The organism is Bacteroides reticulotermitis JCM 10512 (assembly GCF_000517545.1).
Classification (GTDB): Bacteria; Bacteroidota; Bacteroidia; order Bacteroidales; family Bacteroidaceae; genus Bacteroides; species Bacteroides reticulotermitis.
Window position 1 is genome coordinate 1 of the sequence record NZ_BAIV01000054.1, and the last position, 13,893, is coordinate 13,893.

Consider the following 13,893-nt stretch of genomic DNA (forward strand, 5'->3'; position numbering starts at 1 on the left):
AAGCACTTGGACGATCCTGATTTTGACCAATCCCAGCTCCTAAAAGAAATGCATACTACAAAATCGACATTCTCTCGCAAATTGAAGTCCCTGACAGGATTGTCTTACATCTCGTTTATCCGTAATATCCGCATGAAAGCGGCTTGCCATATTATGGAGGAAAAGAAATGTGTACGTATTTCAGAGCTAGCCTATTCAGTGGGCTACAATGATCCTAAATATTTTAGTTCCTGCTTTAAAAAAGAATTTGGAATGGTTCCCACCGAATATATAGAACATTTCGCACAGGGAATAATAGTCGAAGAAGAAGAACCAATAGAAAATAATTAATATAAGTAGATATACGAACGTGGGCATGTTTAAAATTGGTGCACTTATGTAGAATTTTGCTCCATGCACCATTATTCACCCTATTTGACACTTTTGCACACCCCCTGCCACTATGAATGTCCATAGATTTACGATGTGGTTCTAGAACTAAGCAGATGATTCTTTTACCATATCTGCATCAAATTATTTTCTAATCTTAAAATTCATGCGATGAAAAAACAAAAGATTTTCTCGAAGGTAGGACTGAGTAGGGTGCTATTTACCTTCATAATCAGTATGGTTCTGATGATGAATGCCTCGTACATGAGCGCTCAAAGTTCTAAAGTTACGGTTACCGGTGTAGTAGAAGACGCAAGGGGGGATGTGATCGGTGCCAGTGTACTTGAGAAAGGGGTGCCTTCCAATGGGGTTATAACCGATCTTGACGGTAACTTTTCTTTAGAAGTGAATCCGAATGCTACACTAGTAGTGAGTTTTGTCGGTTACAAAACAGAAGAAATTCCTTTGAAAGGGAAAAGGTCTGTGAAAGTAGTACTACAAGAAGATAGCGAACTACTAGAAGAGGTAGTGGTTGTTGGCTATGGCACAATGCGTAAGAAGGATTTGACGGGGTCGGTTGTACAAATTAATCCCAGCAAAATTGCGGATCAGAATCCGGCATCTGTTCAGGATATTCTTCGTGGAACTCCCGGTTTGCAGATTGGTTACGACTCATCAGCTAAAGGTAGTGATGCCTCTATTTTATTACGTGGCCAGAACTCATTGGGTACAAGTGCCAGCCTCTTATTGTGCTCGACGGAATGGCATTTAATGGAGAACTTTCGGAAATCAATCCGGATGATATCGGTCAGATCGATATTTTAAAGGATGCTTCTTCGGCAGCAGTTTATGGAGCTAAGGCGGCGGCAGGAGTTATCATAATTACTACGAAAAAGGGTAAGAAAGGTAAACCAGTTATTAATATAGGTGCAAATTGGGCTATCAACTCCAAGTCTAACTATCGTGATTATTTTAGCGCAAGCGACTATATGCGTTATCGCGAGGATTGGTATATGATGAACTACACTTATGGACAGGGAGCTGATGGGCTTTATGGCTATTATAATGCAATAGACTCTAAAAAAGGTGGATTGGCTTATCCTTCAGGTTACTTCAACAACCCCAGCAATCTTAGTGATAGTGAAAAGGATGCATGGGCGAGTTCAACCGGTAAGAGTGGTTTCGGTCCTTCGGAAGGAGAATCTCATCTGAGTTTGTACGCTCGTCGTTTAGAGTTGAATAATGCCCAGCTTGTATATGACAATTTCTTGGCTGGAAAAACGTATGATTGGAATGATGCGACTTTCCGTACGGGGCTTAATCAAGACTATAATGCAAGCATTGCAGGTGCAACCGATCACGTCAATTATTATTTATCTTTTGGTTACGTGGACAATGAAGGGGCAGTGCAAGGAAATGATTACCATGCTTTTCGGTCTAATCTTAAGTTAAGCGCCAAGATTACCGATTGGTTTGAAGTGGGAGCTAATGTTAATTTCCAAGATCGTTCTGATGGTGATATTCAAGTATCGCTTGGCAGTAATTACTGGGACAACAATATGCTCCGTAATTCGCCTTATGCTCCGATGTATACCGAAGATGGCGGTTATCAGCAGTACCCGATGACCGGAACCGCAACTAATGGTGGTTATAACTATTACTTTGATCGTCAATATTATGATCTTGAAAAAGGGTATACTGTATTGAACACAATCTTTAATGCCAAGATCACGCTACCTCTTGGTATCTCATACCAATTTAATGTTGCTCCACGCTACCAATGGTTCTACGATCGTTATTTTATGTCCGCAGCTCTTCCTGATGCTTCGGCAGCAAGCCGTGGTGTTAACCGCAGTCACGCTAAAAACTTCGATTGGAACTTGAATAATACGATTGTCTGGGATCGTACATTCGATGACATTCACCACTTCACGGTAACTTTAGTTCAGGAAGCAGAAGAACATCGTAGCTGGAGTGATAACATCTATGCTCGCAATCTTGATCCGACTGATGCTCTCGGATTTCATTATACGTCAAGTGGAAACAAGGAGCAAAGCTCATTCTCAACCTATGACAGTCACTATACTGCCGCTTCCTATCTAGGCCGTTTATTTTACAGCTATAATGACCGTTATATGTTTACCGGCACTTTCCGCCGCGACGGTTATTCTGGTTTTGGCACTAACAATCCCTGGGGAAACTTCGGTTCAATTGGAGTTGGTTGGACACTTTCTAACGAAGAATTCATGGGAAGCACTCGTAATTGGCTAGATCTGGCAAAGTTGCGTTTATCATGGGGTACCAATGGTAACCGTGAGTTCGGCGATGTCTACAAAACTCTTGCGAACCTTAGTTTAGGTAGTTCAATGGTTTATTATAACAATGGAGCTTCAACAGTAGTTAATTCTTTGTATATGGATCGTTTAGCAGCTCCTAACCTTGAATGGGAAAAGACTAAGGCTTATAATATCGGTTTGGATTTTGCCATATTGGATTACCGCCTGACTGGTAGTATTGACTATTACTTTAAAAAGACAACAGACATGATTATGTCTCAGCGACTGCCGATTTTTACAGGATTTAGTACTATAACAGCTAATCTTGGTGAAGTCCAAAATCAAGGCTTTGAAATTTCCTTATCTTCAACTAATATTAAACAGAAAGATTTCATATGGAATACTTCTCTCGGTTTCTCGTTGAATAAGAATCGCATTAATCATATCTACTATGATTACGATGAGGATGGCAAAGAAAAGGACGATACTTCCAATGGCTGGTATATAGGCAAGCCCATTGGCGAAATTTGGTATTATGAAACGAATGGTATTTGGCAGAATACGCCATCGGATATAGCGGAAGCAGCTCTTGTTGGGCAGAAACCGGGTGATGTTAAGGTTAAGAATCTCTATACGGAAGATGATAAGGTACTTGAAGATGGTACTAGGGTTCCCGTTTACAATGATAAAGATAAAACTTATCAAGGTACGACTTCTCCCCCTATTTATTGGAATATACGCAATGATTTCACATTCTGGAAAGATCTTACTTTCTCTTTTTCACTTTATTCGTATATGGGTCATAAGAGTCTTGCTGGATATTGGTTGAATCAGGATAATGGCGGTTCACAAATCACGAATGCATGTAATGTTCCGGAAAAGAAATATTGGACACCGGATAATCCCACCAATGAGTATGCACGTTTGAATGCTGTTGGCCCTAATACCGGTTTGGCCGGCGGGGTGAGCAAACTCTACAATCGCAATTTCGTCCGTCTTGATAATATTACAGTAGGCTACACCTTACCTCAAAAGTGGACCCGCAAGTATCAAGTAGACAAGGTTCGTGTAACAGCAAGCTGCAATAATGTATGCACTTTCTCAAGTTGGGAATATGGAGATCCTGAAACGGGTGGACTTGCAACTCGTAGTTTTAACTTGGGTCTGAATATCACACTCTAAGCACTGAGATTCAAAATGATCAATAATATAAAGAAACTCAAAATGAAAAACAATATAAAGAAATTATCCAAAAGATGCATAGCCGTTGCTTCATTAGCCATACTGGCAAATTGCACAGACAGTTTTCTTAAACAAGACCCTCTGTCTTTCTATGAACCGACATCTACGTATGTCACCGAAGCAGGTTTACAATCAGCCCTTGCCATGTGTGATTTGCACTATAAGACCATGCTTATGGATGGGAATGGCAACGTGCTTCCTATTGCCTCGCTTTACTTTATGACCGATATAGGCCTTTATGCGAAAACTGATGCCGGTGGTGGCATCATGGACGACTTTGCCAACAAAATCACTCCTACGTCAGGCATGGCGGGCGGCGGTGACTCCAATTCGATGAGCCGTTTTTGGGATCAGGCATGGACGGGCATTAAGTATGCGAATACAGTTCTTTCTTATGTAGACAAAGTTAAATGGCTTGACGATGCTACCCGTGATGCATACAAAGGTCGCGCATACTTCCATCGTGCTTACAAATATTATCATCAAGTACTTTTGTTTGGCGATATCCCCTTGGTCACAAAGATAATTGAAGTACCCAAGCAAAATTATAAATCAACAAGTAAAGAGGCTATCTTTAAGATGTTGATTCATGACTTGGAATTTGCAATTGAGCATGTGCCTGCTCAGAAAGATATGCCTTATTTTGGTGCCGTGAATCAAGAAGCTTGTATGCAGCTTTTAATTAAATGCTACTTAGTCAACGGTGACTTCAAGAAAGCTGAGGATATGGCGACTGACTTGATTCAAAATCATGGACTTGCTCTTATGACTCAATCATTTGGTACGAATGTTCCTTCGGGCAACCCCGATACTTGGCCCGTCGAACGTAATGTGCTTTGGGATTTACATCGAGGTGATAATGTTGCCGCAGCTTCTAATAAGGAAACAATCCTTCCCATTTTGAACTATAATGATCAAAACTTTACGCAGTATTTGACAATGCGCGCCCTGGGTGTTCATTGGTCTAATGGCGATATTATGGATCCTACCGATATAGGATATCCCACTTACAATTGGGCTCGTAGTGCAAATGAATATAATAAAGAACTTGACTGGTTGCGCGTGCTTGGACGCGGTATTGGATGTTTCCGTACATCTCATCACTACAACAAGACCATTTGGTCTTACAATGGGGAAGTTGATACGCAAGATTTACGTCACAACCGCACCGTAGGTAATTGGGTAGAGATGGAGGATATTAAATACAACCGTCCTAACTCTAAGTATCGTGGACAGCATATGCAACTTTATGCTACTGAGGATTATAAAGATGAAAATGGTAAAGTATTAGTCTCTAAAGGCACCCTTTTGTGTAAAGATACGATTCGCAGCTGGTATCCCATACCTTTGTATAAAATGTATATTCTCGATGTAAGTTCTGAAGAGAATAAGAATGCCAACCAATTCAATGGAGCGACTAAAGGTTCTTATTGCTCTAATGGCAACATGTACCTCTTCCGACTTGCTGAGACTTATTTACTTCGTGCTGAGGCTAAGTTCTATCAGGATAATTCAACAGGTGCAGCTCAGGATGTGAATGCAGTTCGCAGTCGCGCCAACGCCAAAAAGATGTTCACTACTGTTACAATCGGTGATATATGTGATGAGCGTGCCCGAGAACTTTATATGGAAGAATGGCGTCAACCCGAACTGACTCGTATCTCATGGTGTCTTGCTAAAAGTAATCAGCCTGATGAGTGGGGTAATATCTATGACATTAAAACTTGGGATAAGCAAAGCGGTACAGACCTCAATGGCGGTAGTTATTGGTTTAAGCGTTGCACTCGCTATAGTATTTTCAATCACGGTACAATCCTTTCCAAAGTTAATTTGAACTATCAGGTTGACAAACACAATCTCTTTTGGCCTGTCCCCAACTCTGCTATTACCGCTAATATCGGTGCCAAGCTTCGCCAAAATTACGGTTATGATGGTTACGATGATTCGACTGTAATGTGGACTAATTGGGAAGAAGCTGTAGCTGACGAAGATAAGGTCCAATAGAAATATATATTAGTTTTCAATAGGTTATTATTTTAGATGAAGGCGGAGTAGACTTTTCCTCGTGAAAGTTTACCCCGCCATTCTATTGTATTATAAAGATATGAGTCAATTGCTACTCTTCAACGGATTTGTGTAACTGACATTAAGAAGATCTATCGCTCTCGTTTATATCTCCCCATGTCGAATTATACATTAAAAAGGTAGAATATCTATAATTCGACCTTGAAAAACCCATTTTAGACATTGCTTCGCGTTCACTCATGTAGATTTGCACCATTAATATAACAGAAGACCACGCTTAAATCTAAAGACTTTCTAATATGATGAAAAAAAACAAAACTGCAGGTCCTTTTATATATACGCAAAGGCTTTGTAGCATCCTCCTTATAGCATGATACTATAAGGCGTTCTATTTGATAACATTCATTTACTAATCTATAAATATTTTCACTATGAGGAAACACATTATTTATTTTCTAGTGCTTGCACTTCCATTTATATTGGGAGGTTGCAAGGGGGATAACGATAGCAACTCCAATGCTACGAACTATGATCCCAATAAACCTGTAACAGTGGACGCTTTATGCCGGAGAATGGGAAGTTACGTGAAAAGGTCATTGTCAAAGGCTCTAACTTCGGCAATGATAAGTCAAAAGTAAAAGTTTATTTTGTGGACGGAGCTTCCGAACGTCTAGCGACTATTATCAATCTTGACAATCAAACGATTTATTGTTTGGCACCTCGTCAACTTCCTGGAGAAAATCGAATTAAGGTCGTAGTAGATGACAAAGAGGTCATAACCGATGAAGTTTTTGAGTATGAACAAGCACAAAATGTTTCTACTATTGCCGGAACTCAGAATGTGCGGAAATCTGAAGATGGAACATTAGCTGAGGCTTCCTTTGAGTATACTTGGGGTATTGGCGCTGTAGGAAACAATACCGTGCTTGTTTTCCAAAGAGATAATCCGCGAGTTCGTCTTGTTTCTGTAAACGATAATAAAGTAGCAACAATTCACCCAGGATTTAAAGCTGGTAAACCTGCTGTGACTAAGGACCGCCAAAAGGTATATGCCATTGGATGGGAAGGAGGCCATACTATATATATGTATACCAAAGGAACTGGTTGGGCTCCTACTCGTATCGGACAACTTGGTGCGCAATACGCTGGTAGAGTGCTTAGTGCAGCATTAGATGCATCAGAAGAATGGCTTTACTTTGTGGATGCCAACAAAAAATTCGCTCGTTTCAATGTGACTACTCAGGAGATTGAAGATATTGCTACATTAGATATCTCAGGGAGTCTACACAGCAATGGAGTTTACATTGTGTACCACCCTATTTATGACTGTTTCTTTATGTCGAATCAATTGACTTATTCAGTTTATAGGCTTGAAAAAGACGGTAAATGCCAAGTCTTTGCCGGGTCCTCCACTCAGGCGAGAGTTCAGGATGGTTATAGAGAAGACGCTTATTTTGCACAGCCCAACGGAATGGCCATAGACGAAGATGGCAATTTCTTCATTGTAGAAGGCTTTAAAGCATATGTATTACGAAAAATAAGTGTCGAAGACGGTTACGTTTCTACGGTTGCTGGAATGGTTGATGTAGCCAGCCAGATAGATGGCACTCCACTGGAAGCTACATTCAATTACCCTTATGACATCTGTTACGACGGCGAAGGTGGCTTCTGGATAGCCGAAGGTTGGGGACAGGCTGTTAGAAAATATGCAGTAGAATAATCACTAAGAAAAACATAATTATGAAACGGAGTATTCTAATACTATTTGGGATGTTTATGTCAATTGGCATGTTTGCACAAGAGAAAATTGACGTTGCAGGTCTCATTTTTGATGAACAGGGAACGGAGCTGATCGGCGTTTCCGTTCAAGTGAAAGGAAGTCAAGGTTTGGGAGTCGTTACAGATATTGATGGTCGGTTTAAATTGACCGGTATTCCTACCGGAAGTAGACTTGTATTCTCATACATAGCTATATGCCACAGGAAGTAAGATACACATCGACTAAACTTAAAGAGAGAATCACCTTGAAAGAGCAGGTTAACGAGTTTGATGAAGTCGTGATAACGGGGCGTACAACTCAGCGTAAAATCTCGGTAGTAGGCGCAATTACCAATGTAGATCCGGCCGGAATCCAAGCGCCCGCTGTATCTGTGAGTAATATGCTAGGAGGACGCGTACCCGGTATTATTGCTGTAACACGAAGTGGTGAACCAGGTAACAACTTTTCAGAATTCTGGATTCGTGGTATTAGTACATTTGGTGCGAGCCAAAGTGCATTAGTCTTGATAGATGGAATTGAAGGAAACATTAACGACTTAGATCCTGCAGACATCGAAAGCTTTAGCATATTGAAAGATGCTTCGGCTACTGCTGTCTATGGGACTCGGGGTGCGAACGGTGTAGTAGTGGTTACAACCAAACGAGGGAAAGCTGGCAAATTACATGTTAATTTTAAGACGAATGCCACTTACTCTTATTCTCCACGCATGCCTGAGTATGCAGATGGATACGATTATGCAAAATTAGCCAACGAAGCTCGCTCGGCTCGTGGAGATGATCCCATTTATACAGATACTGAATTAGAACTGTTTAGAACCGGACTTGACCCAGACTTATATCCGAATGTAAATTGGCGTGATGTTATTCTGAAAGATCATGTGTGGAACAACCAGCACCATCTGAGTGTTTCAGGTGGCGGACAAAACGCCCGTTATTACATGAGCTTGGGCATTCTCAACTCTGAGGCCCTTTTCAAACAAGATAAATCTGCTTCCAAACATAATGTAAATGTAGACTATCATAAGTATAATTTCCGTGCTAACATTGATGCTAATCTGACGAAGACGACTATGTTGAGTATGAATCTGGAAGCGGTTGTTAAGACGCAAAATGCTCCCGGAACAGGTTCAAGCAATAAGGTTTTATGGGAATCACAAGCGAATCTACCTCCAGTAGTCGTTCCCGTACGTTACTCCAACGGACAGTTACCAGCATATGGAAGCACAGCTACTGATAAATCGCCATATGTGCGTCTGAACTATTTGGGCTATACAACTACCGAGACATATTCGTCAAAAGTTAACGTAGGATTAAATCAGGATTTGAGTCTGATAACAAAAGGATTATCTATTCGTGGATTATTTTCCTTTAAAATAAACGGCCAACATATAGTCGATAGACATATGAATCCAGAACAATACTATGCCGATCCTAAAGACGGACGAAATCTAGATGGAAGTCTAAAAACCAAGCGTACGGTGGATAAAGAGGATATGACAGCTTCACAATTTTCTAAATCGGATCGGGAGTTGTATTTTGAGGCGGCAGCCGATTATAGCCGCGTGTTTAATACAGACCATCGCGTGAGTGGTTTGGTGCATTTCTATCGTCAGGAACTAAAAGACGTAAATTGGGGGAATGGAGTATTGGTGAGTATACCTAAACGTTATCAAGCCGTTTCTTCCCGCCTCACATACTCATATAAGGATACTTATTTTGTAGAAGGAAACCTAGGATATACCGGTTCAGAGAATTTCAATAAGGAGCGTCGCTACGGTTGGTTCCCCTCTGTTTCTGGTGGTTGGGTGCCGACGCAGTACGAATGGTACCGGAATGCGTTACCTTTCAATAACTTCTTGAAGTTCCGTGCTTCATGGGGAAAGGTTGGGAATGACCGCCTGAAAGATGGTAACAACAACGATATTCGCTTCCCCTATTTGACTACGGTAGGCAATACTGGTAGTACTTGGGGGCCCGGACTTGCAGAAAGCCAAATTGGTTCACTATACTTGCAATGGGAAACTAGTACGAAAACCAATTTTGGTATTGATGCCCGTTTCTTTAATGACAAAGTGGATTTAACAGTCGATTTATTCCGCACCAATACGGATGATATTTTCCAGAAACGTGCTAACATCCCTGATGAAAGTGGTTTAAGCAACGTGCTTCCTTATGTTAATATTGGCGCTATGAAATCGTGGGGTATAGATGGAACATTAGCCTATACCCATACTTTCAGCAAAGATATGTCTCTCACTGTACGTGGTAACTTTACGCATGCTGAGAATGAAGTACGTTATTGGGAACAAAGTGGTGTGAACTACCCATATCAGGCATATGCAGGCGTCCCCTATGGTGTTCAGAGAGGATTAATAGCTTTGGGCTTGTTTGCTGATGAAGATGACATCAAGAGTAGTCCCAAACAAACTTTTATGGATAATGTGATGCCGGGTGATATCAAATATAGAGATGTCAATGGAGATGGAAAAATCGATAATGACGATAAAGTGCCTTTGAGTTATTCAAATGTTCCACGTATTCAGTACGGTTTTGCTTTGGACTGGAATTACAAAGCATTCCGCGTTAGCGTACTGTTTGAAGGAGTTAGTAGAGTTCAATACTTCCAAGGTGGAATAGGCTTTTACCCATTTGCTAGTGAGTCAAGAGGTAATTTATTGTCAATGGTTGTTGATCAGAAAAATCGTTGGACATCGGCTTCTTATTCTGGAGATCCATCGACCGAGAATCCCAACGCCAAATTTCCACGACTGACTTATGGTGAAAATAAAAACAACAATCAGGAATCTACATTCTGGTTGGCCAACGGACGCTATCTGCGCTTAAAAAATGTAGATGTTTCCTATCGGTTCACTAATAACTGGCTGAAAAATCGTGTAGGAGTAGAGGGAGCCACTATTAGTCTCATAGGTGAAAACCTACATGTGTGGGATAAAGTGAAGCTTTTTGACCCTACACAAGCTTCTAACAATGGAGCAGCATATCCATTGCAGCGTATGTACACGATACAGTTAAATCTAACCTTCTAAAAAGACAATAGTATGAAAAAGATAAATAAACTCATGAAATTATGGTTACTGACATGTGTCAGTACGTTGGTTATCGGCTTCCAGTCGTGTGGGGATTATTTGGATGTTGATGATTACATCGATCAGATGACTTCGCTAGATTCCGTTTTTTCCCGTAAGAGTCTGCTGGAACAATACATCAATGGAGCCGCACAATACCTACCCAATGAGGGTAATCTTTGGACAGACTCACCCACCCCTTTCCAAGGGGCATCAGACGAAAACTTTACTTCATGGAATGATAATCGTCATGCAGCTATTAAATTCTTGCTTGATGAGATAACTCCCTATTCAACTTACTATAATAACTATCCAAGATATTATCAAGGAATTCGCATGGCATTGACATCTCTGCAAAGAATGCACGAAGTGCCTGATGTGACAGACATCGAACGTCGTGAATTAATGGGGCGCTGCTATTTCCTAGTGGGTTATTATTACTATCAACTATTGCTTCAGTACGGACCTATACCCATTGTCCCTGAAATACCGTTTGATGTAGAAACCCCGGTCGAAGCAATGTCTTTGGAACGAGGTACCTACGATGAATGTATTGCTGAAATTAAAAAGTATATGTTGCTTGCAGCCCAATATTTGCCTTTAGAGTCTGAAAGTTCAATAACTGCTACTATACCTACCCGTTGGGCAGCCATTGCTACGCTGTCGAGAATTACGTTGTATGCTGCCAGCCCTTGGTATAATGGCAATGGATTCTATTCTGACTGGGTGCGAAAAAGCGATGGAGCTCATTTCATTCCACAGGAGAAAGATAACGAAAAATGGGGAGTGGCCGCTGCCTATGCCAAGTATATTATTGATTCGAATAAATACAATTTGTATTGGACACCTAAAAAACCAGATAGCCGAGCCTTGCCTGGAGGCGTAACTTCTGATCCAAATTATTACGAACATTATCCTGAAGGGGCTGCAGGCATCGATCATTACCGGTCATTAACTTATCCGTTCAATGGAGAACTTCCCGTCATGATTAATCCTGAGTTCATCTATGCTTGTGCACCGAGAACAACAGGTGATTCCCCCTTGTGGATCTCATCACCTTATTTGTTGGGAGGAGGTAATGGGCTGAACTTGGTGCAAGACTTAGTCAATGCGTTTAGCATGGTAGACGGTCAGGACATCAATCATTCCAGTGCAAATTATCCTTACCCAGATAATAATCATAACTATCTGGAGATAGGAGGAAGTAACCAAGCATTTTCTGGTTATACGTTACTAGCAAAAACGGCTCAGATGTATAATAACCGCGAACCTCGTTTTTATGCAACAGTAGGTTATTGTCACTCTTTTTGGGCAGGAACTTCATCTACCGATAATAATTTCCGCAACAAGGAAGTGACCTATTACTCTGATGGATATGCTGCTGCTAGTCCGGACCATCCTGAAGATTATAACCGTTCAGGCTATACTTGCATCAAATACAACCATTCGGAAGATAATATGAAAGCAACCGGTGCTGTTCGTGCTAAATACTTCCCGATCTTTCGTTATGCAGAAACTCTGTTGAACTACGTAGAAGCTATTAATGAATTGGAAGCCCCCTATACAATGGAAATCATTAATGGGGATCAAGAGAGCGTGGAACGCAATACGGCAGAGATTGTGAAGTACTTTAATTTGGTTCGTTATCGTGCAGGCCTACCGGGAATCACTGAAGCGGACGCAAGAGACCGCGATGAAGTCAGAGACCTGATTAAGCATGAACGCAGAGTAGAATTTGCCTGTGAAGGACATCGCTATCACACTTACGTCGCTGGGGGAATGATGCCATGACGGCCTATAATCGTCCAATTACGGGTATGAATGTGAAAGCAAGAAGTACTGATCGTAAATCATTCTATACGACAACACAGCTAAATGATAAGTTGACTCGTCGTTCGTTCTCTTACAAGAACTACTTTTATCCGATTCCAAAATCTGTGTTAGATAAGAATAAGAATCTGGTACAAAATCCCGAATGGAATTAAAAACTTTAAATCAGTAGAATGTTATGAAACTAAATAAAATTGTTTATCTATTGGGTGTGACAGCAATGCTGTTGACATCTTGCGAGCAAGAGAATCCTCTTGAAAGTGAGCAATATATCAAACAAGTGTATATTGTGGGAGCTTATGATATCGTACAAAAGTTTGATGTACCTTATGGCGAGGAGCCACAAAACACATATATCGCTATTGCTACGGGTGGAAGCCTTACTATAGATAAAAACGTAGATGTGACTTTGACACATAATGATGCTACTATTGATTGGTATAACAATAAATACATGATAGATGCTCCTGTAGAATATAGGAAACTAGAAAGTGAATATTGTGATTTCCCTTCAATGACTACAACTATTAAGACAGGCCAAGTATACAGCCGTTTGCCTTTTTCAATTAAATCTTTTGGTCTGCATTGTGACTCACTCTATGCGTTGACGTTCAAAATCGAATCTGTATCCAACTATATCAAACATCCGAAGGATACCGTGCTTATTATGAACCTTAATTTTGTAAATGAGTTCTCAGGTAGCTATCAATTAACCGCAACGAAATATACGTTGGATAATGCGGGTAATGAATTAATGCCGACTTCTATGAATCTGACTCGCACACTGAAGGCAGTTGATAAAGATCGTATTCGTTTTTTCAATGAAGCTACTGTTGAAGCTGTAACTACATTAACGCGAGGAAACTATTTCAAGTCGATAGAAGATAATTGTGTCATGTTCTCTCGGCAGGCGGATGGTAGTTTTACAGTCTCGAGTTGGAAGAACTTACCTGTCTCTAATGGGGCAGTTACTTATAGTGATAATGAGTTTAAATTTTCTTATGACTATACTTCTGGCGGAAAAAATTATCGTATAAAAGGGGTTCTAACTAGATAAGTCAATAGGTCTTTTGCTAGAATATGATGCAGAAGAGGCTTTAGGGCCTACTTCTGCATCAATTAATATTATTTGGAGATATTTATTGGTGTAAACAAGAGTGGTATGTGTTCTCGGTAAGTAATATATTCTCCCACAAAAAATAATAGGTATGTTTAAAATAGGTGGATTGATTGTTGCGTTTGCATGCTCTTCGAGTCTTTTTGCTCAGGATAGCTGGAAGCTCGTA

General features: G+C 40.6%; 6 protein-coding genes and 2 pseudogenes. All 8 read left to right on the forward strand.

Annotation, left to right across the window (positions count from 1 at the left end; genetic code table 11):
* Positions 1-330 (forward strand): helix-turn-helix domain-containing protein (locus tag JCM10512_RS20355; protein WP_044165713.1); only part of this gene is annotated, 330 nt, incomplete at its 5' end.
* Positions 331-606: 276 nt separating this feature from the next.
* A pseudogene (locus tag JCM10512_RS20360) lies at positions 607-3,827 on the forward strand (SusC/RagA family TonB-linked outer membrane protein).
* Between the two features lie 42 nt (positions 3,828-3,869).
* Positions 3,870-5,891 carry a RagB/SusD family nutrient uptake outer membrane protein gene (locus tag JCM10512_RS20365; RefSeq protein ID WP_044165716.1) on the forward strand — a complete coding sequence of 674 codons (2,022 nt, stop codon included), beginning with the start codon at positions 3,870-3,872 and terminating at the stop codon, positions 5,889-5,891.
* A 583-nt stretch (positions 5,892-6,474) separates the two neighbouring features.
* Positions 6,475-7,632: an IPT/TIG domain-containing protein gene (locus tag JCM10512_RS20370; RefSeq protein WP_244437389.1), complete on the forward strand. Its 1,158-nt coding sequence runs from the start codon at positions 6,475-6,477 to the stop codon at positions 7,630-7,632.
* A gap of 20 nt (positions 7,633-7,652) precedes the next feature.
* A pseudogene (locus JCM10512_RS20375) lies at positions 7,653-10,738 on the forward strand (SusC/RagA family TonB-linked outer membrane protein).
* A 12-nt stretch (positions 10,739-10,750) separates the two neighbouring features.
* Positions 10,751-12,568: a RagB/SusD family nutrient uptake outer membrane protein gene (locus tag JCM10512_RS20380; protein ID WP_262482624.1), complete on the forward strand. Its 1,818-nt coding sequence runs from the start codon at positions 10,751-10,753 to the stop codon at positions 12,566-12,568.
* A complete protein-coding gene (locus tag JCM10512_RS24700; RefSeq protein WP_262482625.1) occupies positions 12,565-12,762 on the forward strand; it encodes a RagB/SusD family nutrient uptake outer membrane protein in 198 nt (65 codons plus the stop codon). Before JCM10512_RS20380 ends, JCM10512_RS24700 begins: the two co-directional genes overlap by 4 nt.
* A gap of 23 nt (positions 12,763-12,785) precedes the next feature.
* Complete coding sequence (locus tag JCM10512_RS20385) at positions 12,786-13,664, forward strand: BT_3044 domain-containing protein (RefSeq protein WP_044165714.1); 879 nt, start codon at positions 12,786-12,788, stop codon at positions 13,662-13,664.
* The last annotated feature ends 229 nt before the right edge of the window (positions 13,665-13,893 follow it).

What these genes read in the sequence shown, in the direction of transcription:
- JCM10512_RS20365 (WP_044165716.1), top strand. Translation starts at nt 3,870, where the DNA reads ATGAAAAACAATATAAAGAAATTATCCAAAAGATGCATAGCCGTTGCT.
- JCM10512_RS20370 (WP_244437389.1), top strand. Translation starts at nt 6,475, where the DNA reads ATGCCGGAGAATGGGAAGTTACGTGAAAAGGTCATTGTCAAAGGCTCT.
- JCM10512_RS20380 (WP_262482624.1), top strand. Translation starts at nt 10,751, where the DNA reads ATGAAAAAGATAAATAAACTCATGAAATTATGGTTACTGACATGTGTC.
- JCM10512_RS24700 (WP_262482625.1), top strand. Translation starts at nt 12,565, where the DNA reads ATGACGGCCTATAATCGTCCAATTACGGGTATGAATGTGAAAGCAAGA.
- JCM10512_RS20385 (WP_044165714.1), top strand. Translation starts at nt 12,786, where the DNA reads ATGAAACTAAATAAAATTGTTTATCTATTGGGTGTGACAGCAATGCTG.